General features: G+C 64.3%; 20 protein-coding genes. 13 read left to right on the top strand and 7 right to left on the bottom strand.

From position 1 onward, the window contains the following. Positions 1–15: 15 nt before the first annotated feature. Entirely contained in the window at positions 16–918 is a 903-nt protein-coding gene (locus KYN89_RS13980) for an alpha/beta fold hydrolase (RefSeq protein ID WP_222825666.1), read from the bottom strand. A 276-nt stretch (positions 919–1,194) separates the two neighbouring features. On the opposite strand from KYN89_RS13980, the gene KYN89_RS13975 reads away from it, so the two are divergent. From KYN89_RS13975 to KYN89_RS13955, 5 genes are all read left to right on the top strand, one after another. After that, entirely contained in the window at positions 1,195–3,840 is a 2,646-nt protein-coding gene (locus KYN89_RS13975) for an EAL domain-containing protein (protein WP_222825665.1), read from the top strand. A 97-nt stretch (positions 3,841–3,937) separates the two neighbouring features. Next, a complete protein-coding gene (gene lepA, locus KYN89_RS13970; RefSeq protein ID WP_222825664.1) occupies positions 3,938–5,773 on the top strand; it encodes a translation elongation factor 4 in 1,836 nt (611 codons plus the stop codon). Positions 5,774–5,817: 44 nt separating this feature from the next. Further along, positions 5,818–6,939, top strand: a complete 1,122-nt coding sequence (locus KYN89_RS13965; RefSeq protein WP_222825663.1) for a DUF262 domain-containing protein — start codon at positions 5,818–5,820, stop codon at positions 6,937–6,939. Then, a complete protein-coding gene (locus tag KYN89_RS13960; RefSeq protein WP_222825662.1) occupies positions 6,936–7,739 on the top strand; it encodes a HEPN domain-containing protein in 804 nt (267 codons plus the stop codon). Before KYN89_RS13965 ends, KYN89_RS13960 begins: the two co-directional genes overlap by 4 nt. Before the next feature lie 15 nt (positions 7,740–7,754). Further along, positions 7,755–8,627 carry an HNH endonuclease gene (locus tag KYN89_RS13955; RefSeq protein ID WP_222825661.1) on the top strand — a complete coding sequence of 291 codons (873 nt, stop codon included), beginning with the start codon at positions 7,755–7,757 and terminating at the stop codon, positions 8,625–8,627. Positions 8,628–8,812: 185 nt separating this feature from the next. Here KYN89_RS13955 and KYN89_RS13950 read toward each other — a convergent pair whose 3' ends face one another. The 4 genes from KYN89_RS13950 to KYN89_RS13935 form a co-directional block, all read right to left on the bottom strand. Continuing rightward, the gene (locus KYN89_RS13950) at positions 8,813–9,580 is read right to left on the bottom strand and encodes a hypothetical protein (protein ID WP_222825660.1); all 768 of its coding nucleotides are present in this window, start codon (positions 9,578–9,580) and stop codon (positions 8,813–8,815) included. Positions 9,581–9,717: 137 nt separating this feature from the next. After that, positions 9,718–10,707 (bottom strand): copper resistance protein B, encoded by a 990-nt coding sequence (locus tag KYN89_RS13945; RefSeq protein ID WP_222825659.1) that lies wholly within the window; start codon positions 10,705–10,707, stop codon positions 9,718–9,720. Next, entirely contained in the window at positions 10,704–12,395 is a 1,692-nt protein-coding gene (locus KYN89_RS13940; RefSeq protein ID WP_222825658.1) for a copper resistance system multicopper oxidase, read from the bottom strand. The genes KYN89_RS13945 and KYN89_RS13940 overlap by 4 nt, the downstream gene beginning before the upstream one ends. Before the next feature lie 329 nt (positions 12,396–12,724). Then, positions 12,725–13,909, bottom strand: a complete 1,185-nt coding sequence (locus KYN89_RS13935; RefSeq protein WP_222825657.1) for a GGDEF domain-containing protein — start codon at positions 13,907–13,909, stop codon at positions 12,725–12,727. A gap of 139 nt (positions 13,910–14,048) precedes the next feature. On the opposite strand from KYN89_RS13935, the gene KYN89_RS13930 reads away from it, so the two are divergent. Continuing rightward, positions 14,049–15,989: a lipoxygenase family protein gene (locus KYN89_RS13930; RefSeq protein WP_222825656.1), complete on the top strand. Its 1,941-nt coding sequence runs from the start codon at positions 14,049–14,051 to the stop codon at positions 15,987–15,989. Positions 15,990–16,055: 66 nt separating this feature from the next. Here the strand turns inward: KYN89_RS13930 and KYN89_RS13925 are convergent, their stop codons facing one another. Both KYN89_RS13925 and KYN89_RS13920 read right to left on the bottom strand, forming a co-directional pair. After that, positions 16,056–17,321 carry a glutamate-5-semialdehyde dehydrogenase gene (locus KYN89_RS13925; RefSeq protein ID WP_222825655.1) on the bottom strand — a complete coding sequence of 422 codons (1,266 nt, stop codon included), beginning with the start codon at positions 17,319–17,321 and terminating at the stop codon, positions 16,056–16,058. 79 nt (positions 17,322–17,400) lie between these two features. Further along, positions 17,401–18,168, bottom strand: a complete 768-nt coding sequence (locus tag KYN89_RS13920; RefSeq protein WP_283248549.1) for a pyrroline-5-carboxylate reductase family protein — start codon at positions 18,166–18,168, stop codon at positions 17,401–17,403. Between the two features lie 200 nt (positions 18,169–18,368). On the opposite strand from KYN89_RS13920, the gene proB reads away from it, so the two are divergent. The 7 genes from proB (at position 18,369) to KYN89_RS13885 (ending at position 26,849) form a co-directional block, all read left to right on the top strand. Beyond that, positions 18,369–19,541 (top strand): glutamate 5-kinase, encoded by a 1,173-nt coding sequence (proB, locus tag KYN89_RS13915; RefSeq protein ID WP_222825653.1) that lies wholly within the window; start codon positions 18,369–18,371, stop codon positions 19,539–19,541. 60 nt (positions 19,542–19,601) lie between these two features. Continuing rightward, positions 19,602–20,405 carry an outer membrane protein assembly factor BamD gene (locus tag KYN89_RS13910; protein WP_222825652.1) on the top strand — a complete coding sequence of 268 codons (804 nt, stop codon included), beginning with the start codon at positions 19,602–19,604 and terminating at the stop codon, positions 20,403–20,405. A 115-nt stretch (positions 20,406–20,520) separates the two neighbouring features. Next, a complete protein-coding gene (gene recN / locus KYN89_RS13905) occupies positions 20,521–22,185 on the top strand; it encodes a DNA repair protein RecN (protein ID WP_222825651.1) in 1,665 nt (554 codons plus the stop codon). 41 nt (positions 22,186–22,226) lie between these two features. Continuing rightward, positions 22,227–22,943, top strand: coding sequence for a DUF4396 domain-containing protein (locus KYN89_RS13900; RefSeq protein ID WP_222825650.1), 717 nt, complete (start codon positions 22,227–22,229; stop codon positions 22,941–22,943). A gap of 66 nt (positions 22,944–23,009) precedes the next feature. Next, a complete protein-coding gene (ligA, locus tag KYN89_RS13895) occupies positions 23,010–25,211 on the top strand; it encodes an NAD-dependent DNA ligase LigA (protein WP_222825649.1) in 2,202 nt (733 codons plus the stop codon). A 39-nt stretch (positions 25,212–25,250) separates the two neighbouring features. Continuing rightward, the gene (locus KYN89_RS13890; protein ID WP_248285302.1) at positions 25,251–26,402 is read left to right on the top strand and encodes a serine hydrolase; all 1,152 of its coding nucleotides are present in this window, start codon (positions 25,251–25,253) and stop codon (positions 26,400–26,402) included. Between the two features lie 102 nt (positions 26,403–26,504). Then, a complete protein-coding gene (locus tag KYN89_RS13885) occupies positions 26,505–26,849 on the top strand; it encodes a YciI family protein (protein ID WP_248285301.1) in 345 nt (114 codons plus the stop codon).

Genomic DNA, 26,849 nt, shown 5'->3' with positions numbered 1-26,849 from the left:
TGGCGGCCGTTTGCGCTAACCCAGAAACTCGCGCAGCAGGTCTATCGCACGCTCCGGGTGGGTCATCAGGAAGAGGTGGCCAGCGCCTTCGAACACTTCCAGTCGGGCATCGGGAATCGCACCTGCGAGCAGCCTGCCATTGGCGAGCGGCACGATCGGATCGTTTTCTCCCATCATCACCAGCACCGGCTTGTCGAGGAAGGGAAGGGCGGGCAGCGAGGTCCACCCGGCCAGCGCCATCAACTGGTAGAAATAGCCTGTGCTGCTGGGCGCGGTGATATTGCCGATCGAATGGCGTGCGCGCCTTGTTTCGTCGGCATTTTCCAGCGCCATCAGGTATTCGCTGCGCAGCATGGCGTTGATGCCCGAGAAGGGATCGGCCATCTGCGCCAGCATCGCCGGGTCGCCCGGGATCATCAGCATGCCCGGAGAGGTCGCGGCCAGCACCACCCGCCTTACGCGGCCGGCATATTGCAGGGCAAATTGCTGCGCCATCGCGCCGCCCCAGCTCATCCCCATCACATCGACCGTCTCAAGCCCGAAGCGCTTCAGCACGCCTGCGGCGGTCGAACTCATGGTAAAGGGATTATACGGCAGCACCGGATCGGGCGATTCCCCCGTGCCCGGCATGTCGAACATGATAAAACCCCGGTCGGTCAGCGTTTCCGCCAAGGGAGCGACCGCTTCGATGTTCGCGCCGATCCCGTTGAAGAACAGCAGCGGGGGGTGCGCGCAGGGCGCATCGAGCCGCCAGCGCGCCACCCGCAGCTCAATCCCGTCAACCGTCTCGAAGGATACATCCGCGCTCAGTGGACCGCCCGGCTTGCCCCGCAGGTGCTTGCTCGGCTGACTGCGCGCAGCGCCGCCAAACAGGCCCCAGCCGGGCAGGCGCAGGTCCATGTCTGTGAAACGCATCATGTTTTAAAGCCCTGAAAATCGGAATAAAAATCGAAGGAGCCGCTGCGTTCCGGCGTTTGCAGCCTTCAGCAAAGAGTGCGTTTTCTTCTCAGGAGTGGAGTGATGGCCCTTGCTGCGCCGCAACACAAGGATGGGCCGCCTATTGATCCTTGATGGGCGCCAAAACCGGCTTTAACCTGCCGCTAACCCCGATGGTTAATCCTTCTCCAGCCGGTTTCAGGCATAGGATCCAGGATGCAGCAGGGTACGCGTACGGAAAGACGGGCATTGGCAGCGATGCGATCGCCTGAAGGCGACGCGACCGCTAGCGAGCGCCGTCGCAGCGGCCAGCCCACCAAAAGCAACGAAGCCGATGCTTTCGCGCGCGCGCGAGGGCTTAGCCTGAGCGACGATGCACCCGCGCTGCCCTCGCAATGGCCCGTGCTGGGCGCAATGGCTCTGGCAGGCGCGCTGGGCAACGGATTGATTGCCCAATCCTATCCGCCGATCACCTCGCTGGTTGCAGTGCTTCTTTCGGCGTTGCTTTTCTCCCTCTCCCGGCTCGTTCGCGACACAGGCAGGGTTCGGCGCCTGTCGGTGACCACCGCCTTCGGCCTGATCCCGCACCTGCTGGTCGGCTATGCCTATGCCGAATGGATGTTCCATGGAGGCCTGCCGCTGGGCTTCGGGATCGCTACGCTGATCCTTGCGGGAAGTATGGCCGCGGTGTTCCTTGCCGGGCGGCCGTTCCCGATGCTGTTCGTCAAGATCGGGATATGGCTGCCGATCGCGGTTCACTCCATCGCCTATAACGATCACATGGCCGTGGTTGCCCTTCCGCTCGCGATCCTTGTCGCGGTGGGCATCGCCCTGTTCCAGGAACGCTACGACCGGCGCAGCGAGGAAGAGCGGCAGGCGGAAGAGCGCAGCCGCAATCGCTCGATCGACATCCTGCGCGATTACGAGGCGACCGGGCAGGGCTGGTTCTGGGAAACCGACAAGCACGGGCGGATCGTCTACATCTCTGAAGTCTTTGCCGAGCGCTATGGCTTCGATCACGAAGATCTGCTGGGCAAGGTGTTCACCAGCGTGTTCGAGGTCGATCCCGGCGACCGCGACGCCGAACGCACGATCAAGTTCCACTTTACCGCCCACTCTCCGTTCCACGAACTGCCGGTCAGGGGCGAGGGGCGCGCTGGCGACGGCACGGTGTGGTGGTCGGTCAACGGTCGGCCGATCTTCGATTCGTTCGAGAATTTCTGCGGTTTCCGCGGCTCGGGCACCGATCTGACCGAGCGTCGACGCAGCGCCGAACATGCCTCTCGCCTGGCGCTGTACGACTCGCTCACCGGGCTCGCCAACCGGCACGCGCTCAGCCAGGCGCTGTCCAAGCTGCTGACCCACCGCAACCCGGCCCAGCGGGTCTGCTCGATCCTGATGCTCGACCTCGACCGGTTCAAGCATGTCAACGATACCTTCGGCCATCCGACAGGTGACGCCCTGCTCAACCAGGTCGCGCGGCGGCTGGAAAAGGTGGTCGGCGATCTCGGTACGGTCGGCCGGATCGGTGGCGACGAGTTCCAGGTGCTGATCCCGAAGCGTTGTGAAAAGGCGCGCCTCGAACAGTTGGGCAACGATATCATCCACTCGCTCTCGCAGCCTTATTCGATCGATGGCAACCGCGCCGTGATCGGCGCGTCGGTCGGCATTGCGATCGCGCCCGAGCATGGCAGCACCAGCGAGCGGCTGGTCCGCAGCGCCGATCTTGCGCTGTACGCTGCGAAAGACGCTGGCCGCGGGCGCTATCGCGTGTTCTCCGACGATCTCCACGTCGCCGCGCGCGAGCGTAACCAGTTGGAAGAAGAGCTGCGGCTGGCGATCGACACCGGCGGCCTGCAACTGCACTACCAGCCGGTGGTCAACACGGCGACCGAAGAGATCAGCGGGTTCGAGGCGCTGATGCGCTGGAACCATCCCAAGCAGGGCTGGATCAGCCCGGAAAAATTCGTCCCGGTGGCCGAAGATGCGGGGCTGATCGTGGCGATGGGCGAATGGGCCATCCGCCAGGCCTGCCGCGACCTTGCCCGCTGGCCGAAATCGGTGCGCTGCGCGGTCAACGTGTCGCCGCTGCAATTTGCCGATCCGGCGTTGCCCGGGGTCATCGCCGATGCCATCGCAAAGGCCGGTATCTCGCCCGAGCGCCTGGAGCTCGAGATTACCGAGAGCGTGTTCCTCGACGACAGCGAGGGGACGGACGCGACCTTTGCCGCGCTAAAGGCGGTCGGGGTGCGGCTGGCGCTCGACGATTTCGGAACCGGCTATTCCTCGCTCGGCTATCTGAAGAACGCGCCGTTCGACAAGATCAAGATCGATCAGGGCTTCGTGCGCGGCGCGACGATGCCGGGCAGCCGCAATGGCGCGATCATCGCAGCGATCTCGAGCCTTGCCAACGCGCTGGGAATGGACACCACCGCCGAAGGAGTCGAGACGCTCGACGAGCTGGAGCTGATCCGGATGCACGGGTGCAGCCACATCCAGGGCTATATCTATTCCAAGCCGCTCTCTACCGCAGAGGCCGATGCGCGGCTGGCGGAAGGGCTCAAGGCCCGCCCCAGTGGCCCGCGCGCCGCGCGCGAGCCACGCCAGGCGATGCTGCGCCGGGTGGTGCTGCAGCACGACGAGCACTTCTATAACGGCACGATTCGCAACATCTCGTCGCAGGGCGCGCTGATCGAAGGCCTGTGGAACGTACCCGAGGGCACCGTCTTCCGTGTCGCGCTGAGCGAGCGGCTGGCAGTTGACGCGGAGGTGCGCTGGTGCGCCGAGAACCGCATCGGCGTGCGCTTCGCCCAGCGTCTGCGGCGCGACCAGCGCGGCCATTTCGACCTGCCGGCTCCCGAGGTCGAGCGCTCGATCCAGCGCGAGCAGCGGCGCTCGGCCTGAGGGCGCACGCAATCGCCGCTGTCCTGTGCGGGACAGATCGTGCATCCCCGTCAAACATGCTGACAGACGCCCGCCCCGCGTCTATTGCGGCGCGGTAATGACTGACCTTTCCAAGATCCGCAATTTCAGCATCATCGCCCATATCGACCATGGCAAGTCCACGCTCGCCGACCGGCTGATCCAGCTCACCGGCGGGCTGACCGAGCGCGAGATGAGCGAGCAGCTGCTCGACAACATGGATATCGAGCGCGAGCGGGGCATCACCATCAAGGCGCAGACCGTACGCCTCAACTACACCGCGTCCGATGGCGAGACCTATCAGCTCAATCTGATGGACACGCCCGGCCATGTCGACTTCGCCTACGAGGTCTCCCGCAGCCTCGCCGCGTGCGAGGGGGCGCTGCTGGTGGTCGACGCGGCGCAGGGGGTCGAGGCGCAGACGCTCGCCAATGTCTACCAGTCGATCGAGCACGACCACGAAATCCTGCCTGTTATCAACAAGATAGACCTCCCCGCCGCCGAGCCCGAGCGGGTCGCGGAGGAGATCGAGGAGATCGTCGGCATCCAGGCCACCGGCACTTGGGCCAACGGCGGCGCGGTGCTCACCAGCGCCAAGTCCGGCATCGGCGTCGAAGACGTGCTCGAAGCGATCGTCGCGCGCATTCCGCCGCCCACGGGCGACCGCGACGCGCCGCTGACCGCCAGCCTGGTCGATTCCTGGTACGACCCCTACCTCGGCGTCGTCATCCTCGTGCGCGTGATCGACGGCGTCCTCAAGAAGGGCCTCAACGTCAAGTTCATGCAGGGCGGCACGCAGCACCTGATCGACCGGGTGGGCGCCTTCACCCCCAAGCGCGTCGACTTGACCGAGATCGGCCCGGGCGAGATCGGCTTCATCACCGCGCAGATCAAGGAGGTGGAGCAGGCCCGCGTCGGCGACACCATCACCACGGTCAAGAACGGCGCCACCAAGGCGCTGCCCGGCTATCGCGAGCCGCAGCCGGTGGTGTTCTGCGGGTTGTTCCCCGTCGACGCCGCCGATTTCGACAAGCTGCGCGAAAGCATCGCGCGCCTGCGCCTCAACGATGCGAGCTTCACCTTCGAGACCGAAAGCTCCGCCGCGCTGGGCTTCGGCTTCCGCTGCGGCTTCCTCGGCCTGCTGCACCTCGAGATCATTCAGGAGCGGCTGAGCCGCGAATACGACCTCGACCTGATCACCACCGCGCCATCGGTCGTCTACCGCATCCACCTCGGCAAATCGAAGACCGAGGATGCCAAGGTGATCGAGCTGCACAATCCCGCCGACTACCCCGACCCCAACCGGATCGAGATGATCGAGGAGCCGTGGATCAAGGCGGTGATCTACACCCCCGACGAATATCTGGGCAGCATCCTCAAGCTGTGTCAGGACCGGCGCGGCATCCAGACCGACCTCACCTACGTGGGCGGCCGCGCGCAGGTGACCTACGAGCTGCCGCTGAACGAGGTGGTCTTTGATTTTTACGATCGCTTGAAGTCGATCTCGCGAGGCTACGCCTCTTTCGATTACGAGCAGATCGGCCTGCGCGAAGGCGACCTCGTGAAGATGAACATCCTCGTCAACAACGAGCCGGTCGATGCGCTATCGCTGATCGTCCACCGCGGCGTGGCGGAAGAACGCGGCCGCGGCATGTGCGAGCGCCTGAAAGACCTGATCCCGCGCCACCTGTTCAAGATCCCGATCCAGGCCGCGATCGGCGGCAAGGTGATCGCCCGCGAAACCATCGCCGCCCTGCGCAAGGACGTGACCGCCAAGTGCTACGGCGGCGACATCAGCCGCAAGAAGAAGCTGTTGGAGAAGCAGAAGAAGGGGAAGGCGCGGATGCGGGAATATGGCAATGTGAGCATTCCGCAGGAAGCGTTTATTGCTGCGCTGCGGATGGGTGAGGAATGAGTTTCTCAGTGTGTTTATCGGTGCGTTGAGTTAAGGACTGTGACATGGCGAATTTAAGAGATAGCTTGGACACAATCCAACAGAAAGCGCGTGAGCGAACCGTCAAGACGCAAAATGTGGAGTATGATTTAGACACTCTCATCAAGCGCATCGACAAAGGGGCTATCAAACTGGATCCCGAGTATCAGCGACGTCACCGCTGGCCTGAAGAGACGTCTTCACGACTTATTGAAAGTTTGATCCTTAATATACCAATCCCGGTTATATTTCTTTCTCAAGATGTCGACGTGGATGACGAAGTCGACGCGTCTGTGGCACGATATACCGTTATAGACGGTCAGCAGAGATTAACCGCGATACACAAATTCATGAAGAATAAGCTTAGGCTCGAGGGGTTAGAGGGGCTCGAAGAGCTTAACGGATCTTACTACAAGGATCTTCCGCCATTTCTTGAGAGGCGCCTCGAAGAACGCACAATAAAATGTTTGAGAATTGACAGCACAGTAGACCCGCAAGTAAAGTTTGATATCTTTGAGAGGCTTAACACCGGTTCTGTGAAGCTGGAGTCTCAGGAGCTGCGTAACGCTACGGCCCGAGGGCCTTTCAATAATGCAATCAAGAAGTGGGCTGCGAAGCCGTACTTCCGAACCCTATTGCAAATCGATCCGAACCGTCCGGAGGACTCGATTAAAGTTAGGAAAATGGAAGATGTTGAGCTCGTACTTCGATTCTTTGCATTGAAAGACGGTCGTTATAAAAATCTTAGAAAAGGTTTCCGTGATTTTATAACGGGAAGTTTGATTGATTTTAACGAACTGCACGGCCCCGAAATTGAAAGCATGGGTGAGACCTTTGCTACATATATGACTTTTCTTTTGGAGGAGGCTGGTAGAGATGCTTTCTCAAAATGGCGAGTTACAGAGGGCGGTCCGAAGCGGATGTCTAGCTTCAATGCCGCTGTATATGATGCCGTGGCCGTTGGTCTCTCTGAAGTGTTTACTGACCAAGATATTCAGAACCGTAGGGGCGAAGTCTGTTCCGCCCTTAGCGGGTATAGAAGCCTTTTCGCAGATGACGAGTTTTTTTCTGCCGTTAGCGGAAGCGTAAATGACGCAGCGAAAGTGAAAACTCGTATCGAAAAGATGGTTACATATCTTCGCCGATGATCACCGGGACATTCGAATTGGTTTACTCGATTCCAAAGAGAATCGGTGAAGTTCAATTGCTTGTCAATCGAGCGTCCGACTCGAAGGACAGTGATCCTGAATTCTATGATGCCCTTTGCCGTGCTTCTGCCGTCTTATTGGCGGCTCATCTCGAAGCGTTTCTAAAGGAGCTTTCGTCGAACGTCATTGCTGATCTCAACTATCACATTAGAGACTTCGCGCAGATGCCGGAGATTTTAAAAAGGGAGTTCTGCAGGAAAATTGCTTTTTACAAAGGTGTAGAGAGTAGCGAGATCGAAAAGCGTATAAGGCAGCTTATGGACTTTTTCGAAAGAAACAATGTTGCAATAGATCTTTCTGCGTTCTCATATAACGAAAATCCAAACAAAAATCCCTCGCCTGATTTAATTCAGTCCACCCTGAATAAGATCGGTGTGCCGAATGTTCTGCATTCAATAAAAGGTGAAGATTTCACATCAGTTTTTGATGGTAATTATCGAACAGATTGGGCGATGCGCCGGAAAATGAGAAAAGCGACGAGCGCGGTCTATAGTTTTCCGTACCGGAGTCTCGCAGGCGATTTCAGTTTCGAACGAAGAAGGCCTGCAAGCGGTGAAAAAACGCTTTGGCACGAGTTCATTGAGACCGTGATGACCAGGCGACATTCGATCGTACATGGCGATACGATTGAGAACAGTTCGTCTGCTACTGAGTTGGGCCGTGATGCTGAAAAGCTTTTAGTTCTCATGTACGGCCTCTCTTTCTCTGTTGCGACTTGGTTCGCCGAGCGTGGCGCCTGAAAGGAGGCTGTCAGCATGTCCTTCGGCGTTTTCATGCACAAGGATGGGTCGATCTACTACGACGTCCCTTGGTCTCACTACCAATTCCCCAAAATCTATCTCAGCCGCGCAAAGCAGATGGTCGGGGACTGGGTCGTCTATCGCGAGCCGGTCAAAGTCGCTGACTCAAGGGGCTTCTTTGCGGTGGCCAAGGTTGACCGGATCATTCCCGACCCTGACGAGCCGGATCGCTACCGCGCGCTGATCGAAGAAGGCAGCTACCTGCCGTTCGAGCCGACTGTCCCGCATAAAGTCGACGGCGTGCCGGTCGAGCGCGACCTCGCCAATGCGCAAGCCGCAGTCCGTCCGCTCTCACACGCTGATTTCGCGCGCATCATTGCGCTGGGTCTGCCCAACGAAGATTATCTGCCGCGTGTTGACGAACCCGACGTAGACGAAAACACGCTGCGCGAAGAGAGGATGCCGTTCGAGGTCGAACGGCCTCTCGTCCAAACGCTTGTCTCCAAGCCCTTCCGGGAGCGCGCATTTCGGCGCGCGGTGATGCATGCCTATGATGGGCGCTGTGCCGTGACGGGGTGGAAGCTCGTCAACGGTGGCGGTCGGCTTGAAGCGCAAGCGGCGCATATCCGGCCGGTCGAGCACGGCGGGCCAGACAGTGTGCGAAACGGGCTCGCGCTATCGGGTACGGCGCACTGGATGTTTGATCGCGGTCTGATCTGCCTTTCCGACGATCACGACATCATGATCCATCGGAAGGTGAACGATCGCGACGGTGTGGCCGCGATCATCAATCCGAGCGGCAAGCTCATTCTGCCCGAGCGCGCGGCGGATCGACCGCATCCGAAGTTTCTCGGCTGGCATCGCGAGTATCACGCCTTCGCGGCCTAGCACTCTGTCCCGCGCCGTTCCGCGTTTGCTGGCGCAAACGCTCCATCCGCCGCGTGACGTCGAACGGGTCCCGCCCTTCGACAAGCTCAGGACGGACCCGCCGGCCGGAGTTCGCGATGCGCGTTCCGCGCACCGGCTTCTAGCTTGTCGGTTGCTGCGCAACCTCTGGCGCTAGGCGCCTTCGCTTACTCCCACCCCGGCGCAGGCAGCGCCCGCTCCTCCCAGTCATCGCCGTCCTCCTCGTCCTCCCCCGCATCGTACTTCGGATGCTCCGGGTCCTCCCACCAGCGGTAGCCTGCGGCCTCGTCCTCGGCCTCGATGGCCTTGAAGGCGTCCCAGGCCGCGCGGGCGCGGGGGCTCATGGAGTCGAGGCGGCGCTGGTGGAGCGCTTTCAGCTTTGCGTCGAGCGCTTCGTACACGCGGGCCTCGCCGCCCTGCGCGCGCTCGCGCTCGTACTCCTCGCGCCATTGCTTCTTGAGCCGCTTCAGCTCCATCTGGCCGACCGCGTTGAGGCCTTTTGCGCGGCCTTCCGTGAAGCGCTCGGGCGCGCGGTTGCGCAGCATGAACATCAGCAGGCGGTCGTTATAGATGGTCCGCGTGCCGACCAGCTTGCCGTAGGAGTAGACGGGCACGTCGACGCCGTTGAGCGCGCGGTCCATGGCGACATCCTCGATCCGCTGCAGGCCGAGGTCGATCGCCGCCTGCCATGCCGCGCGGAAGCTCTGCGCGCCCGGCTGGCGGCGCAGGTGGTAGGCGCCGGCCTGGCTCATGTTGACCGCCTTGCACGCGGCGTGGACGGAGCCGGTATCGGCGAGCGCGGCGATGAAGCGGCGCTGGCGATCCTCGGTCCAGCCATCATGCCGGTCGGTCTGGCGGGGGACGGGGACGAAGTCGGGCAGCTCGCCAGCAGGCACGGGCAGGCGCTGCTCGCGGTTGTCGGCCTTGCGGGTCATGGCCGGAAGCTCATGGGCGGCGGTCCTTGCGCGGCGGGGAGGGCGCGAAGCTATGCCCCGGCCGCGCGGCTGTAGGACAGCGATTTTCCGCGCCGCGCGGGTGCTGCGTGGCGGGGGAGCGAGCGAGCAACGCCCGCCTAGAACCAGGCGCGCACGCCGAGGAGGACCTTGAAACCGTCCGGATCCTCGCCCCCCGCGCGCGCGATGTCCGCCGTCTCGCCCAGCTTCGCCTCGTACTCGACGCCGATATAGGGCGCGAATTCGCGGGCGATCTCGTAGCGCAGCCGCAGCCCCGGCTCGACCTTGGTGACGCCTGCGCCGATCTCGCGCTCGGGAATGTCCTGCGCGGCGAACTCCGCCTCGATCCGGGGCTGGAGGATCAGGCGTTGCGTGATCTTCTGGTCGTATTCGGCTTCGACCCGCGCGGTCAGGTCGCCCCGGTCGGACAGGAACAGCGCGCCGTCGACATGGAACATGTAGGGCGCCAGCCCCGCCACGCCGAGCACCAGGTGCGTGCGGCTATCCGGCTCGGGATCGAACCGCACCCCCGCCTGCAAATCGAAGAACGGCCCGATCGCGCGGCTGTAGAGCGCCTGGATCTCGGCATCCTCCACCGCGCCGCCGAATTCGCCTTCGCCCTCGGTCTTGAGGACGAAGCGGTTGAGATCGCCACCGTACCAGGCCTGCGCGTCCCACAGGTAGCCGGTCTCGCCCCCGTCGGTGGGGATGCGTGCCTCGAGCCGCTCGACCAGCACCATGCCGGTGGTCATGCCCCCATTGCCACGGGCAAGTTCCCGGCGCGCAGGCTCCATCGCCTCGCGGCCCCAGATCGCGTCGGCGGCATGACGCGGCCCCTCCAGCGCACGCGCGGGAACGGCGTCTTCCGGAGCGGACTTATCGTTCATCGCTCCGTGAGAGCCATGGTCCATGCCTGCCATTCCATCGTCCATCGCCGGGGCCGGTTCGCTCTCTTCTTGCTTGCCGCACTGTTCGGGCGGAAGGTGCCCCATCGCGCAGTGATCCATCTCGGGCGCGGGTTCGCTCCTGCTGCCATGCCCCGAATGGTCCTGCGCGGCGAGCGGGGCGGGCAGCAGCACGGCCCCGGCGAGAAGCATCGCGCGGATCATGCGCCGTCTCCTGCGGAGAACGGGCGCACGGTCACCACCTGCATCATGCCGGCGTGCATGTGGTAGAGCAGGTGGCAGTGGAAGGCCCAGTCGCCAGGCTCGTTGGCGGTCAGGTCGAAGGTCGCGGTGCCGCCCGGCTGGACGATCACCGTGTGCTTCAGCGGCTGGTGCATGTGGTCCGCGCCGTTGACCAGTTCGAAGAAATGGCCGTGCAGGTGGATCGGGTGCGCCATCATCGTGTCGTTGACCAGCGTCACGCGCACCCGCTCGTCGAACCCGAAGCGGATCGGATCATCGGTGACGGCGGTGAACTTCTTGCCATCGAAGCTCCACATGTAGCGTTCCATATTGCCGGTAAGATGGATGCGCATCTCGCGGTCCACCTCGCGGTGCGGGTTCATCCGCTTCGCCTTGAGATCGGTGTAGCGCAGCACGCGGTGCTTGACCGTGTCGAGGCCGAGGCCGGGGAAATCCATCCGGTCCATCGGCATGGGTGAGACCATATCGAGCCCCGGGCCGACCTTCACATCAGCGGGCAATTTCGAAGTATCGCGCATGGAGTGATCCATGCCCTCCATCCCCGCCATGCCGCCGTGGTCCATCATGCCCATATCGGCCATGGTCAGGGTCACTGGCTCGCGCAGCGGCGGCGGAGAAGCGCGATGGCCCTTATGGCTGGTCAGGCTGGCAACGCCCATGCCGCTGCGGTCCATCGCCTCGGCGACAATCGCGTGGCTGCCGTCGGGCGGGCTGACGATCACGTCGTAGGTTTCCGCAACGCCGATTTGGAATTCGTCGACCTCGACCTCGGCGACGTCCTGTCCGTCGGCGGCGATCACCGTCATCGGCACGCCGGGGATGCGCACATTGAAGAAGGTCATCGCTGACCCGTTGATGATCCGCAGCCGCACGCGCTCGCCCGCGCGAAATGCGAATTGCAGGTCGTCCGCCGGGCCGTGGCCGTTGATGAGGAAGGTATAGGTGCTGCCCGTCACGTCCGAGATGTCGCGCGGGTTCATCCGCATCTGGCCCCACATGCGGCGCATCGCGCCCGACATCTCGCCCTCGGTCGCGGTTTGCATCTGATAGTTGAAGTAGTGCTCGCCGACCTTGAGCTTGCGCATGATCTCGTGCGGATGGATCGGGGTGAACTCGCTCAGCAGCACGACGTAGTCGCGGTCGTAACGCGGGTCCGGATCGGCGCTCTCGACCACGATCGGGCCGTAATGCCCGGCCTGCTCCTGCAGGCCCGAGTGCGAGTGCCACCAGTAGGTGCCACTCTGCCGGATCGGGAATTCGTAGGTGAAACGCTCGCCCGGGCGGATGCCGGGGAAGCTGACGCCGGGCACGCCGTCGAACTGGAACGGCACCAGCAGCCCGTGCCAGTGGATCGAGCTGTCCTCCGCCAGATTGTTGGTCACGTTGAGGCGGACGTTCTGGCCTTCGCGCAGGCGGATCAGCGGCCCCGGCACGCTGCCATTGACCGCGACCGCGTGGCCCGAGCGGGTGCCGGTCATGAAGTGATGATCGCCGATGGAGAGCTCGATATCCTCGCCCGAAAGCTCGCCGGAGCCGTTCTGCGCCCGGCTCAGCGAGGCACCGCGTGCCCAGGCGGGCACGGGCAGGGCGCTCGCGGCGGCGAGCGCGACGGTGCTGCGGATAAGGTGGCGGCGGGAAAGGGATGCCATTGGTGGGGCCTGCGAAAGAGTGAGCCTGAAGCGAAGCCTATATATACCCCCACGGGGTATTTCAATCGAGGACGGTGCGGGCTCCCCTTCGCACGCCGCGCTGTCCTACACGGCAGTCTTTGCCTAGGCGGGAAGCCGCTCTTTCAAATCGTCGATCCGTGTTTCGCGCGCGCCTGCCGGTTGGACGATCGCGCGCAACTAACCGGCCATCTTCGTGGCGCATGGGGAGGGACTGTTTTTGACCCCTAGGACTGTGTGTCAGCTGTGCCAGAAAGCCTGCACGCGCGCTTGCGCGTTGCCCGGCAGGAAGGTGCCGAGTGGCCAGAGCCTTAGGCGACCTTGCGCTCCGGCACGTCATCCGGCGAGACCGCGCATTCGGCTGGCGGCACGGTGAGGGTTTCCAGTTCACGCTCGTGCACGGTCCTGTCGCGGCCCTGGCTCTTGGCCGCGTAGAGCGCCTTATCCGCGCGGTGGTAGAGTTCGCGCCAGGTGGAATCGTCATGCAGCGCACCCTCGGCAACGCCGATGCTGATCGTGCAGTTTCCGCCATGCGGCATCTCCGCCTCGCGGATTTCGGCAAGCAGTTGCATCGCCTTGCCCGGCGGCAGCGCCTCGCTCGTGCCGAGCAGGGCGAATTCCTCGCCCCCCAGTCGCGCCGCGCTGACCCCGTCACCCGCATGCGCCTGGATCAGCCGCGCGACCTCCTGCAGCACGGTATCGCCAACATCGTGGCCATGCGTGTCGTTGATGACCTTGAAACAGTCGATGTCGATCAGCAGCAGCCGCGACTGCCCGCTCTGCTCGCCCAGATCCTCGGCGAAATCGAGCAGGGCGCGGCGGTTGAGAAGTCCGGTCAGCGGATCGGTCAGGGCAAGCTGCTGGCTCTTGCGTTCGAGCATCAGCAACTCGATCACCTGATTGTGGTGCGCGTTGATCATGCGCCACTGGAACACCCCGGCGACGCACAGGCTCACCGCGGTCGCGATGTCGAGGGTCGATCCGGTCAGCAGCATCAGCGCTGCGATGACCCCGATGTCGATCACCAGATGGGTCACCGCCGCTGCGCGAATGCTCGCCATGCAATAGGCGGTGGCGAGCGCGCCCATCACCAGGATGACGGGGAAATGCAGCCGCACGCCCGGGTCCGCGGCGGACCAGCAGGCGACCGCCCAGGTGGTGGAGATCACCGCGCCGATCAGCGAGGACGCCCAGCTCTGGACCATGAACCGCTCGGCCCGCCAGGGCTTCTGCGGGAAATGGTTTTCCTTGAAGAGGTCTTTCAGGCCCATCAGGCAATAGAGCGCCATCAGCGTGGGCAGGCCCCAGCGCACGAACCATCCGGCAGCCTCTGGCGTGGCAAGCGCGGCGAAGGGGCAGGTCAGAAGCAGCCCGACGAACAGCCAGCGCCCCTGCTTCTGGACAGTGGTCGCGCTGGCCACGACGAAATCGGTCCGAACCTCCTGCGGAAGATCCGGAATCGCGGCATTGCGCAGTATCGTTTTCACCCCGTCCATGGCCCCCGGATAACCCGCAAACGTATAAACAAAAATTAAGCGGGGTGCCCGGCCCGTCCGCCGTAATCCCCCTATTAACCATTGTGACGTAGCATTTCTGCGGTCTCAACTGAAATCGACGGAAATGGACGGAAATACAATGGCTCATCAGGCACCGGCTGATCCCACGCTTCCGCAGAACGTTACGCCCGCGCAGCGCAAGGCCCGCGAGGCGCAGCTCGCCGCCAGTCAGGCGACCTACGAGTGGACCGACGCGGTCCCGTCGCTCGAAGGCGTGCCGGTGGTCAAGACGCTGCCCACGGCGGAGATGCCGACGCTCGAATGGTGGCTGAAACTGGTGAAGATCATGCTGGAGGTGGCGATCAACCAGATCGAGGTGGAGCAATCGCTGATCGAACAGGGGCTCTCCGCGCTCGATCCCGCGCTGGTCGAGGCGGACCGCGTGGTCGTCGCCGCGATCGAGAAGGACGTCGCCGCGCTGGAGGCGAAGATCGCGGGCGATGTGAGCGGCGGGAAGGGCATCGTCGCGCTGGCGACCGACTGCGTTCACATGTTCGACGCGGACATCGCCATCGCGGACCTGAAGAACCACGCGACCAAGCTGAAAGGCGTGATCGAACTGCGCGGCGCGACCAAGGAAGCGCTGGGGAAGGAACGCCCGCGAACGCTCCAGACCTATCTCGATAACTTCAAGACCATCTCCACTCCCGCGATCGCCTACACATTCCAGGACGATCTCGAATTCGCCAACCTGCGGGTTGCGGGGCCGAACTGCATGCTGATCGAGGCGGTCAGCAAGGTGCCGAAGAAATGCGCGGTGACGGCCAGGCAATATGCGGCGGTCGTGCCCGGCGATACGCTGGATGCCGCGCTGGAAGAGGGGCGCCTGTTCCAGTGCGACTATTCGCCGCTCTCGATCATCGAGCCGGGGGAGTGGGATGGTTCGGCCAAGTACCTGACGTGCCCCGTGGCGCTGTTCGCGGTGCCGCCGGGTGGGCAGAGCCTGGTCCCGGTCGCGATCAATTGCGATCCCTCCAACGCGGCGAGCCCGGTGATGACGCCGAGCATGAGCACGGAAAAGCAGTGGGGCTGGGAAATGGCCAAGCTGGTCGTGCAGGTGGCCGACGGCAATTACCACGAGCTGTTCGCTCATCTCGCGCGCACGCATCTGGTGATCGAGGCGATCGCCATCGCGACCCATCGCCAGCTTCCCGATGTCCACCCGATCAACGCTCTGCTGGTGCGCCATTTCGAAGGCACGCTGTTCATCAACGATGCCGCCGCGAACAGCCTGATCGTTGCGGGCGGCCCGATCGACCACATCTTCGCAGGCACGATCGAGAGCAGCCAGCAGGCCGCCGTGCAGGCGCGGCTCACCTTCGATTTCGCCAAGGGGATGTTGCCGCAGGATATCGTCGCGCGCGGCGTCGGCGCGGATTCCGCGCTGGGCGACTATCCCTATCGCGACGACGGCCTGCTGGTGTGGAACGCGATCGAGAGCTGGGCGAAGGCTTACGTGCGCACCTACTATTCATCGGACAAGGACGTGACCGGCGACACCGAGTTACAGGCGTGGGCCGCGGCAATCTCCGACAGCGGCAAGCTGAAGGGCTTCTCCGCGCCGACGACGATTCAGGAGCTGGTCGACATCTGCACGATGACGATCTTCACCGCCAGCGCGCAGCACGCCTCGGTCAACTTCCCGCAAAAGGCGATCATGGAATATGCCCCGGCGGTGACGGGCGCGTTCTGGCAGCCGGCACCCGATACGCAAAAGGGCGGGACCAAGACCGGCTGGCTGGCGATGATGCCGCCCGAGGTTCTGGCGTTGCAGCAGCTCAAAGTGCTCTTCCTGCTCGGCTCGCTCTACTACCGTCCGCTGGGCACCTATCTCTCGCCCGACTTTCCCTATCCGCAGTGGTTTCAGGACCCGCAGATCGCGGGGAAGGGCGGGGCGCTGTCGCGCTTCCGTGCGGCACTGCAGGACGTGGAAGAGCAGATCGTCGCGCGCAATTCCGAACGGATGCGACCCTACACCTTCCTGCTGCCCAGCCTGATTCCGTGCAGCACCAATATCTGACGCCCAGGAAAAAGCCGCCGACGCCCGGGAAGGCATCGGCGGCACTTTTCGCATGGGTCGCGCGGCTTACGGCCGCGTCTGGCCGTTGCCGTGGACGAGGTATTTGAAGCTGGTCAGCTGTTCGAGGCCGACCGGGCCGCGCGCGTGCATCTTGCCCGTCGCGATGCCGATCTCCGCGCCCATGCCGAACTCGCCGCCATCGGCGAACTGTGTCGAGGCGTTGTGCATCAGGATCGCGCTGTCGATGCTGGTCATGAACTTGCGCGCCGCATCGTCATCCTCGGTGATGATCGCGTCGGTGTGGTGGCTCGAATAGGTGTCGACCCAGTCGATCGCCTCGTCGAGGCCGTCGACCACCTTCACGCTCGCGATGGGGTCGAGATATTCGGTGCCCCAGTCTTCGTCCGTCGCGGGCTTGATGCTCGGCGCGATGGAAACGGCGGTTTCGTCGCCGCGAAGCTCGCAATCATCGCCGAAGATCGCCGCGATCTTGGGGATCGCCTGCTCGGCCACCGCCTTGTCGACCACGATGCTCTCGGTCGCGCCGCAGACGCCGGTGCGGCGCAGCTTGGCGTTGCGGATGACCTCGGCCGCCTTGTCGAGGTCGGCCTTTTCATGGACATAGGTGTGGCAGTTGCCATCGAGGTGGAGGAGCGTGGGCACGCTCGCCTGGTCACGCACCAGCTCGACGAGGCCACGCCCGCCGCGCGGGATGACGAGGTCGACGAACTCGTCCGCCTTGAGCAGTTCGGCCACAGCAGCGCGGTCGGTTGTGCCGACGGTCTGCACGGCATTCTCGGGCAGGCCCGCAGCCTTGAGGCCTTCCTGCATGCAGCGGACAATGACCCGCGTCGAATTGCGGCTTTCGGAACCGCCGCGCAGGATCACCGCGTTGCCCGACTTGAGGCACAGCGCCGATGCGTCTGCGCCGACGTTGGGCCGCGATTCGTAGATCATGCCGATCACGCCGATGGGCACCGCGACGCGTTCGATCTTCAACCCGTTGGGCCGGTCGAACTCGGCGAGCTGGCGGCCGACGGGGTCGGGCAGCTCGGCAATCTGTTCAAGCGCGCTAGCCATGCCTTCGATGCGGTCGGGGGTCAGTTTCAGGCGGTCGATGAAGCTGTCGGGCTTCTTGCCTTCAACCGAGGCGACATCCTTGGCATTGGCTTCGAGCAGCTCGTCCTGATGGTCGCGCAGCGCCTTGGCGGCGGCGGTGAGGGCGGTGTTCTTGGCCCCGGTACTCGCGGTCAGCAGGCCCTTCGCCGCGGCGCGCGCGTTGCTGCCGAGTTCGTGGATGTGGATCGCCGGATCGAGTGTCTGGTCGTTCATGGTGGTCCTCTTCGGATCTGTTATTTTTGAAGCTCTGCTTGATAGACGGGCAAGACGTGCCCCGGGTTCCGAACGTCCGCTACCTCAGTTCGACGGCGCGGTTGTAGGCCGCCTCCAGCGTCTGTTCGAACTTGCGCGACACGGCACCGTCGCCGTTCAGCGCGTCGAGCCCGGCGGCGGTCGTGCCGCCCTTGCTGGTGACCGAATTGCGCAGTTCCTCCAGCGTCTGCCCGTCCTGGTCGATCGCCATCGCGATCGTGCCTTCCAGCGTGCCGAGCACCAGTGCGCGGGCCTGTTCGTGCGAGAAGCCGATGCCTTCGGCCGCGGCGACATAGGCGCGGGCAAGTTCGAAGACGTAGCCGGGGCCGGAACCTGCGACTGCGGTGACGCGGTCGAGCTGGTCCTCGTCGTCGACTTCGACCACGGTGCCGGTCCGCTCCATCATCGCATGCGCGTGCTTGCGCTGGTCGTCCGTGACGCCGGGGCCTGCGACGAGGCCATTGGTCGCCTTGCCCACGAACGCCGGCAGGTTTGGCATGATCCGGATGACCGGCGCATGGCCCATGACCTTGGAAATGCGCTCGATCGAGGCGCCTGCCGCCATAGAGATCACGTAGCCGTTATCCGACAGGACGGGCGCATAGTCGGGCAGGATGTCGTCGATCATCTGCGGCTTGATCGCGACGATGATCGCGTCGAAGCGCTTGTCGCCGAGTTCGCTGCGTTCCTTGACGAGCGTAACACCCTCGGGCGCTTTCTCCAGAAACGGGTCGACGATGGTGAAGCTTTCGTCACCCCGCTTCCAGTATTCGAGCAGCGCTCCGCCCATTTTTCCGCAGCCGATCAAAAGTATGTCTTGAAAGATAATATCTCTCCATCTGTTTTCCAAGGCGATCTTGGCGCGCGTGCTTTGGGGCCGTCGATCGTGCCTTTTCAATGTGTTTATTCTTTTATAACACAGTCGTGCAATTTTTTCCAGTGGGTTGTGCGATGCAACACCCTTGCCTATGTCCGCGCCACTCTTTTGGCCGCCAAGATGGATCAAACATGCCGCAATCGAACACCGTTGTCGTCAAGATCGGTTCCACCCTGGTTGCGAACACCGAACGCCTGACGCCGCGTTTCGGGTTCATCCAGCGGATGCTGGAAGACGTCGCCAGGCTGCGCGAGCGCGGCACGAACGTCATTTTGTGCAGTTCCGGCGCGGTGGCGCTGGGGCTCAAGATCGTGGGTGAGCGGCCCGAGACCGCCGGGGTCAGCGACAAGCAGGCCGCCGCTGCGTGCGGGATGCCGATCCTGACCAATGCATACAAGCAGATCGGGCACGAATTCGATTTCGAGATTGCGCAGGTGCTGCTGACGCTCGGCGATTTCGAGGATCACCGCCGCTTCCTCAACACCCGCAACACCGTGTTCCGCCTGCTGGAAGCCGGGGTGATGCCGATCGTCAACGAGAACGATTCGATCACCACCGAGGAAATCCGCGTCGGCGATAACGACCGGCTGGCGGCCAAGGTGGCGCAGATGGTCGATGCGAAGGACTTCATCATCCTGACCGAGGTCGACGGCCTGTTCGATCGCCACCCGGACGAAGAAGGTGCCGAGTTCATTCCCGAAGTCACCGATGTCGCGCCGTTCATGGAAGCGACCAAGGGCAAGAGCACGCTGGGCACCGGCGGCATGACGACCAAGCTGATGGCAGCCAACATCGCGCAGGAAGCGGGCGTCACCACCTATATCGCGCATGGCGAACACGATAATCCGCTCAGCTCCGTGCTCGACGGGGAGCGTCGCGCCACCAAGTTCATCGCGCACGACACGCCAACCACGGGGTGGGAGCGGTGGATTGCCAACCGGCTCCAGATGGCTGGCAGCATCGGCATTTCGGACGAGCTGGCGGACGAGATCGCCGAGGGCAACCGCGCTATCCGGCGCGAGGACATCCTCTCGATCGAGGGCGATTTCAGCCGCGGCGATGTGCTCCACATCTACGACCAGCAGGGGCAGGAGCGGGCCCGCGGCCTGTCCGACTTCACCTCAGAAGAACTGCGCGTGTTGGCGGTGAATCCGCATCTCGATGCCGAACAGCTGCTTGGCTACAAGACCAAGGGCGAAGTCATCCGCGACAAGAATCTCGTCGCGCTGGAGGGGCGCCATCTGCTGTGGGACGCGCCCGAGGGTGGCGAGCTTTCCGGCCATGGCGAACGCCCGGCGAGCTGAGCAAGACCGGCCCAGCCTTTCACTTGGCGTTCATGGCGGTGGTCGCTATACCGCGCGACCATGACAGCCAACGCCAAGACCATCGCCGCCGCGCTCGCCCTCGGCACCATTGCCACTCTCGTGTCCGGCTGTGCCGGTAGCGGCGGCGGCCCGGCCGATACCGCCTATGTCGCGCGCGACGTCGAAACGCTTTACGCGACTGCCAAGCAGCGGCTCGACCGTGGCAATCCGCAGCTCGCCGCTGCGCTGTTCGACGAGGTTGAGCGCCAGCATCCCTATTCGCCCTGGGCACGCCGCGCGCAGCTGATGAGCGCTTTCAGCTATTACGTCTCGCGCGACTATTCGAAGGCGATCCAGAGCGCGCAGCGCTTCCTGTCGATCCATCCGGGCAACAAGGATGCGCCTTACGCCTATTACCTGATCGCACTCAGCTATTACGAGCAGATCAGCGACGTTCAGCGTGACCAGAAGGTGACCGAGCAGGCGCTGGTCGCGCTGCGCGAGGTGGAGCGCCGCTTCCCGCAGTCGGAATATGCCGCCGACGCGCGCCTCAAGATCGACCTCGTGCGCGATCACCTCGCGGGCAAGGAAATGGACATTGGCCGCTTCTACGAAAAGTCGGGCAAGTGGACCGCCGCGCAGATCCGGTTCCAGAACGTGGTCGAGAACTATCAGACCACCAGCCATGCTGCCGAAGCGCTCTATCGCCTGACCGAAACCAGCCTCGCGCTCGGCATTCCGCAGGAAGCGAAGAAGTACGCCGCCGTGCTCGGCGCGAATTATCCCGGCAGCGAATGGTACGACAAGGCCTACGCACTGGTCGAGGATCATGCGGCCGACACGCAGGTCGCGCTGGCCAACTGATCGCGCTTCTGTCCCCGGGCGGCCCGCGATCGGGCCGCTTATGCACATCCATGAACCGTAAGCATGCGTGCGGGCCGGTGACGCGCGCGCATGCGCACGCTATTCTGCGCCCGCGATGCTGACTCAACTCGCCGTCCGCAATGTCGTTCTTATCGAAGCGCTCGATCTCGATTTCGGGCGCGGTCTCGGCGTGCTCACGGGTGAGACGGGGGCGGGCAAGTCGATTTTGCTCGACGCGTTGGGGCTGGTGCTGGGCAACCGCGCGGAAACCGCGCTGGTGCGCAGCGGCGCCGATCAGGCCAGCGTCACCGCCAGTTTCGAATTCGCCACTCTCCCGCCCGCGCTGGCAGAGGCGCTGGAGGATGCGGGGGTCGAGATCGAGCCGGGCGAACCGCTGATCATCCGCCGCCAGATCAAGGCGGACGGGGGCTCCAAGGCCTTCGTCAACGACCAGTCGGCCAGCGTCGGACTGCTCCGCAATCTCGCGCCGATTCTGGTCGAGCTGCACGGTCAGCACGATGATCGGGGGCTGGTGAACCCGCGCGGCCACCGCCAGCTGCTCGACCGGTTCGCCGGGGCTGATACCGCCAAGGTCGCGCGCAACTGGCGCGAATGGCAGAAGGCGTCGGAAGCGCTGGAAGAGGCGCGCGCCGCGATCGATGCCGCCAGTGCGGAACAGGACCTTCTGCTCGCGCATCTGGCCGAGCTGACCGAGATTGCCCCGCAGGCGGGCGAGGAAGCACGCCTCGCCGAACAGCGCGCCTCGATGCAGAAGGGGGAGCGGCTGGCGGGCGATCTGGAAGAGCTGCGCCACATCTGGGAAGGCTCCGAATCGCCGCTCAGCGAACTGCGCACCGCCGCGCGCCGGCTCGACCGGATTGCCGGAGAGCACAAGCTTCTGGCGGAGGCGCTGGCGGCGCTCGACCGGGCGATCCTCGAAGGGACCGAGGCGGAGGAGAAGCTGGAAGAGGCAGCCGAGGCGCTGGTCCACGATCCCGCCGCGCTGGACGCCGCCGAAACGCGCCTGTTCGACCTGCGCGCGCTCGCCCGCAAGCATCGCTGCGAGGTCGACGAACTGCCGGACAAGATGCGCGAGATGCGTAGCCAGCTCGACGCGATCGAAGGCGGCGAGGCACAGCTCGATGCGCTGCGGATCGCCGAGCGCGAGGCGTTTGACGCCTACGAGGGCGCCGCTGTGCGGCTGCGCAAGGCGCGCAAGGCCGCCGCCAAGACGCTCGACAAGGCGGTTGCCGCCGAGCTTGCGCCGCTGAAGCTGGACGCCGCGCGTTTCCAGACGGACGTTCAGCCGCTGCCGCAGGAAAAGTGGGGCCCCACGGGCATGGACGCGGTCGAATTCCTGATCGCGACCAATCCGGGCGCGGACTTCGCTCCGCTCAACAAGATCGCCAGCGGCGGCGAATTGTCGCGCTTCATCCTCGCGCTGAAGGTCGCGCTGGCGGAGCAGGGCGGCGCGGCGACGATGATCTTCGACGAGATCGACCGCGGCGTGGGCGGGGCGGTCGCCTCGGCCATCGGCGAACGGCTGGCGCGCCTCGCCAGTGACGGGCAGGTGCTGGTGGTGACGCACTCGCCGCAGGTCGCCGCGCGCGGCCGCGTCCATTACCAGATCGCCAAGGCGAGCAGCGGTACGGTGACCAAGACGTCCGTTGTGCTGCTCGATGCCGCGCAGCGGCAGGAAGAGATTGCGCGCATGCTCTCGGGCGCGGAAATCACCCCCGAAGCGCGCGCGCAGGCGGACCGGTTGCTGGAGGGGGTGTGAGGCTGGCGGAACCTGGGGCCTCCATCCGGCCTTAGACCTGCATGCACGCCCCGAGCTTTCCCGACTGGCTCCACGCACTCTCGACGATCTCTTTACTGATTGCGGCAGCCTGCGCGCTGTGGATCGCTATCGACGTCGCGCGGCATCCGCAGAAGATGGCGGTGATGAACTTCGTCTGGCCGCTGACCGCGCTGTTCGGCAGCGTCGTGTGGGTGGCGCTCTATTACGCTTTCGGACGGCGCAAGGGGCGCGGGATCGACGCGCCCGGGGAAGAGCTGCCCTTCTGGGCCTCGGTCGCCAAGGGCGCATCGCATTGCGGGGCCGGGTGTACGCTGGGCGACATCATCGCCGAATGGTCCGCCTTCGCGATGCCCCAGATCGCGGTGTGGTTCGGCTGGCATTCGCTGTTCGGCGAGAAGATCTTCGCCGTGTGGATTGTCGATTATATCGTCGCCTTCGCGCTGGGCATCGCGTTCCAGTATTTCACCATCAAGCCGATGCGCGATGTCTCGGCCGGCGAAGGCATATGGGCGGCGGTGAAGGCCGATTTCCTCTCCATCACATCGTGGCAGGTCGGCATGTACGGGCTGATGGCGCTGATCCAGTTTGTGTGGTTCAGGCCCAGTTATGGCGGGCTGGCCGAGGTCGCGACGCCCGAGTTCTGGTTCGCGATGCAGATTGCCATGCTGGCCGGCTTCGCGACTGCCTTTCCCACCAACTGGTGGCTGATCCGCAAGGGCCTCAAGGAGAAGATGTAGCGGGCAGTTGCAGCGGGCAGAAAACCGCTTCCGTAAGCTTGCCGGTGTGCCCTATCGCAGCGCCTTATGGACGACCCCAAGGACCTTGCCCAAACCCTCTCCGAAGCCGAGGCCGCGAACGAGCTGATGCGGCTCGCGCGGACCATCCGCAAACACAACCGGCTGTATCATGCCGAAGATGCGCCCCAGATTACCGACCAGGAATATGATGCGCTGGTCCGCCGGAACGAGGCGCTGGAGGCGGCTTTCCCCGATCTGGTGCGGCCCGATTCGCCGTCGAAGGGCGTGGGGCACGAGGTCGCCGCATCGCCGCTTTCCAAGGTGACGCATGCGGTGCGGATGATGAGCCTCGACAATGCCTTCAACGGCGAAGAGGTGGGCGAGTGGGTCGCGCGGGTGCGGCGGTTCCTCGATCTGGCTGCCGATACGCCGATCGCCTTCACCGCGGAGGACAAGATCGACGGCCTCTCGTGCTCGCTGCGATACGAGAACGGCCAGCTGGTCCGCGCGGCGACGCGGGGCGACGGGCAGGTGGGCGAGGATGTGACCGCCAATGTCGCGCATATTGCGGATATCCCCGCGCAGCTGACAGGCGATGCGCCGGACGTGTTCGAAGTGCGCGGCGAGGTCTATATGGAGCGCGCCGCCTTCGCCGATCTCAACACCCGGCTGATGGACGAGGCCCGGGCTGCGGCGGCAGAGAAGGGCGAGGAGTTCGACCCCACCAAAGCTCGCCAGTTCGCCAATCCGCGCAACGCGGCGGCGGGATCGCTGCGGCAGAAGGATGCGAGCGTCACCGCAAAGCGCCCCTTGCGTTTCTGGGTGCATGGATGGGGCGAAGCCTCGAAGGTACCCGGTGAGACGCAAACCGAAGTCATCCGCGCGATCGAGGCGTTCGGCCTGCCGGTCTCGCCGCAATTTACCCGGGTGGAAGGGCTGGATGCGCTGCTCGATCATTACGAGACGATCGCGTCCGCAAGGCCCGATCTGCCCTATGAGATCGATGGCGTGGTCTACAAGGTCGACCGGCTCGACTGGCAGGAGCGGCTGGGCTTCGTCGCCAAGGCCCCGCGCTGGGCGCTGGCGCACAAGTTTCCCGCCGAGCGCGCGGAGACCACTCTGGAAGCGATCGACATCCAGGTCGGGCGCACGGGCAAGCTGACCCCGGTCGGCCGCCTCGCGCCGGTGCTGGTCGCCGGGGTCACCGTCACCAATGTCACGCTGCACAATCGCGACGAGATCGCGCGGCTGGGCCTGCGCGTGGGCGACCGGGTGCTGATCCAGCGCGCGGGCGACGTGATTCCGCAGGTGGTCGAGAACCTTACGCCCGATGCGGACCGCGAGCGTTTCGAATTTCCCGAGACCTGTCCCGAATGCGGCAGTGAGGCGGTGGCCGAGGAAGACGAGGTCGATGTGCGCTGCACCGGCGGGCTGATCTGCCCGGCGCAGCGGCTCGAACGGATGAAGCACTTCGTCAGCCGCGGCGCGCTCGACATCGAAGGGATGGGCGAGAAGACCATCGCCGAATTTCTGGAACGCGGGTGGCTCGAAAGTCCGGCGGATATCTTCCGCCTGCGCAAGCGGCGTGACGAGATCCTCGCGCTCGAAGGCTGGCAGGACAAGTCGGTGGATAACCTGTTGGCAGCGATCGAGGCCAAGCGCGCGCCCGACGCCGCGCGGCTGCTGTTCGGCCTCGGCATCCGCCAAGTCGGCGCGGTCACCGCGCGCGACCTGCTCAAGGGGCTGGGCGATATTCGCAAGCTGCCGGGCAAGGCGGCCGAATTCCACCGCTACCGTATCGAAAATCCGCGTGGGCAGGACGAGAAGGTCAGCCCGTTCAACGCGCGGATGCTGGACGCGGTGCGGCGCATCTACGAGGTGCGTGCCGACGGGATCGGGACGGCGGTGGGCCACGCGCTCGCGGATTTCTTCCATGAGGAGCACAACCGCCAGGTGTGGGACGATCTGATCGGGTCGGAACCCGGAGCGGGCGAGGTCGATCCGCCGGTCTACGAAGTCGAGACGGTGGAAAGCCCGGTCGCGGGCAAGATCGTGGTGTTCACCGGCAAGCTCGAGACGATGAGCCGCGACGAAGCCAAGGCGCAGGCCGAGAGGCTGGGCGCGAAGGCGGCGGGCAGCGTGTCGGCCAAGACCGATCTGCTGGTCGCCGGGCCGGGCGCGGGCAGCAAGCTGAAGAAGGCCGAGGAACTGGGCATCGAGGTGATCGACGAGGCGGGCTGGGCGCAGATCGTCGCGGCGGCTGGCTGAGGGCATTCATTTTCAACGGGTTGAGGCTATATGGCGGCGATGCGAACCCTCCTTTCCGCCCTGTTCTGTCTCCTCGCGTTCGGCGCATTGGCGACCTGTCGCCCGAGCGACGAGGCTGCCGACACCTCAGGGGTGCCCAGCTTCGGCGAGCGGATCGAGCAGGCGGCGGAAGACCTGACGGTCGAGCGGTCGGCACAAGAGGAATGGCTCGACGATCAGCTGTTCGCGCTGGGCACCGGTCTCAAGGGTAAGGTCGGCATCGCGGTGTATGATCCGGCGCGCGGGCGGATGATGCATTTCAAAGGAACGCAGCTGTATCCGCAGCAAAGCGTCAGCAAGCTGTGGGTCGCGCTGAGCGCGCTCGACATGGCCGATGCAGGCAGGCTCGACCTTTCCGAGACGGCGACGGTTCGGAATGGCGATCTGGCGGTGTTTCACAGCCCGATCCGCCAGAGCGTCGCCGCGCAGGGCAGCTTCACCACCAGCTATGCCGACTTCATCTCCCGCGCGCTGACGCAGAGCGACAACACCGCAAACGACATGGTCCTGCGCCGGGTGGGCGGCTCGGATGCGGTGCGCCGGGTTCTGGCGCGCAAGGGCTTTGCCGATATCCGCTTCGGGCCCGGCGAACGCCCGATGCAATCGGCGATCGCGGGGCTGGAGTGGCGTCAGGCCTATGCGCTGGGCGATACCTTCTTCGAAGTGCGCAAGACGGTGCCGCACGACGTGCGCGAAGCAGCCTTCGATGCCTATGTCGACGATCCGGTCGACGGAGCGAGCCCGGTCGCGATCGCCAGCGCGCTTGCCCGGCTGGAGGCGGGCGAGCTGCTCTCCGACACCAGCACCGCGCGCTTCCTCGGCTGGCTGGGCGAGGTGAAGAGCGGGCCGAACCGGCTCAAGGGCGGGCTGCCCGAAGGGTGGAGCATCGCGCACAAGACCGGCACGGGCCAGGTGCTCGACATCGTGGAGCCGGGCCAGCCTGCCGATCAGGCGGGCTATAACGACGTCGGCATCCTCACCGCGCCCGATGGCAGTGTCTACACCGTCGCGGTGATGATCGGGCGCACGCAAGTGCCGATCCCGGTGCGCATGGAGATGATGCACGGCGTCGTGCGCGCGGTCGCGGGCTATCACGAGATGGTCACGGGGGCGGGGGCGACGCCGCAGGACGATCCGGCTGGCACCTCGTAGAAAAAATTTTCGGAGCATGTCGAAAAGCGGGCGGCAGCGTCGTCTCGGGTGTAGAGTGTCGCCGCAGTGGCGATGCCGGGGCGGAGACATGCGATGCAATACATGTTGCTGATTCATGAGGACGAGAGCGCCTATATGGGCGAAAACGGCGCGGCGGTGATGGAGGCCACGCTGGCGGGGCACATGAAGCTGGCCGAGGAATGGCACGCCGCCGGGGTCGCGTTCAGCGGCAATCGCCTGAAGGGCGCGGACACCGCAACCACCATCCGCTACGAAAACGGGGGCGAAGGCACGCTGCACGACGGCCCCTTCGCCGAAAGCCACGAGGAACTTGGCGGTTACTACATTGTCGAGGCCGCCGATCTCGACGAGGCGGTTCGCTGGGCGCGGAAAATCCCGATCCCGGGTAAGGGTTCGGTCGAGGTGCGCCCGGTCTGGCAGGACTAG

This window comes from Alteriqipengyuania abyssalis, assembly GCF_019857185.1.
In the GTDB taxonomy this organism is placed as follows: domain Bacteria; phylum Pseudomonadota; class Alphaproteobacteria; order Sphingomonadales; family Sphingomonadaceae; genus Alteriqipengyuania; species Alteriqipengyuania abyssalis.
The sequence above is the reverse complement of the archived record's forward strand: the minus strand, read 5'-3'. Positions and strand labels throughout refer to the sequence as shown.

Excerpts from the sequence above, each read along its gene's own strand:
- KYN89_RS13925 (WP_222825655.1), bottom strand. The coding sequence starts at position 17,321 with ATGAACGACCAGACACTCGATCCGGCGATCCACATCCACGAACTCGGC.
- proB (WP_222825653.1), top strand. The coding sequence starts at position 18,369 with ATGCCGCAATCGAACACCGTTGTCGTCAAGATCGGTTCCACCCTGGTT.
- KYN89_RS13965 (WP_222825663.1), top strand. The coding sequence starts at position 5,818 with ATGGCGAATTTAAGAGATAGCTTGGACACAATCCAACAGAAAGCGCGT.
- ligA (WP_222825649.1), top strand. The coding sequence starts at position 23,010 with ATGGACGACCCCAAGGACCTTGCCCAAACCCTCTCCGAAGCCGAGGCC.
- recN (WP_222825651.1), top strand. The coding sequence starts at position 20,521 with ATGCTGACTCAACTCGCCGTCCGCAATGTCGTTCTTATCGAAGCGCTC.
- lepA (WP_222825664.1), top strand. The coding sequence starts at position 3,938 with ATGACTGACCTTTCCAAGATCCGCAATTTCAGCATCATCGCCCATATC.
- KYN89_RS13910 (WP_222825652.1), top strand. The coding sequence starts at position 19,602 with ATGACAGCCAACGCCAAGACCATCGCCGCCGCGCTCGCCCTCGGCACC.
- KYN89_RS13955 (WP_222825661.1), top strand. The coding sequence starts at position 7,755 with ATGTCCTTCGGCGTTTTCATGCACAAGGATGGGTCGATCTACTACGAC.
- KYN89_RS13950 (WP_222825660.1), bottom strand. The coding sequence starts at position 9,580 with ATGACCCGCAAGGCCGACAACCGCGAGCAGCGCCTGCCCGTGCCTGCT.
- KYN89_RS13945 (WP_222825659.1), bottom strand. The coding sequence starts at position 10,707 with ATGATCCGCGCGATGCTTCTCGCCGGGGCCGTGCTGCTGCCCGCCCCG.
- KYN89_RS13900 (WP_222825650.1), top strand. The coding sequence starts at position 22,227 with ATGCACGCCCCGAGCTTTCCCGACTGGCTCCACGCACTCTCGACGATC.
- KYN89_RS13980 (WP_222825666.1), bottom strand. The coding sequence starts at position 918 with ATGATGCGTTTCACAGACATGGACCTGCGCCTGCCCGGCTGGGGCCTG.
- KYN89_RS13885 (WP_248285301.1), top strand. The coding sequence starts at position 26,505 with ATGTTGCTGATTCATGAGGACGAGAGCGCCTATATGGGCGAAAACGGC.
- KYN89_RS13890 (WP_248285302.1), top strand. The coding sequence starts at position 25,251 with ATGCGAACCCTCCTTTCCGCCCTGTTCTGTCTCCTCGCGTTCGGCGCA.
- KYN89_RS13975 (WP_222825665.1), top strand. The coding sequence starts at position 1,195 with ATGCGATCGCCTGAAGGCGACGCGACCGCTAGCGAGCGCCGTCGCAGC.
- KYN89_RS13930 (WP_222825656.1), top strand. The coding sequence starts at position 14,049 with ATGGCTCATCAGGCACCGGCTGATCCCACGCTTCCGCAGAACGTTACG.
- KYN89_RS13960 (WP_222825662.1), top strand. The coding sequence starts at position 6,936 with ATGATCACCGGGACATTCGAATTGGTTTACTCGATTCCAAAGAGAATC.
- KYN89_RS13940 (WP_222825658.1), bottom strand. The coding sequence starts at position 12,395 with ATGGCATCCCTTTCCCGCCGCCACCTTATCCGCAGCACCGTCGCGCTC.
- KYN89_RS13935 (WP_222825657.1), bottom strand. The coding sequence starts at position 13,909 with ATGGACGGGGTGAAAACGATACTGCGCAATGCCGCGATTCCGGATCTT.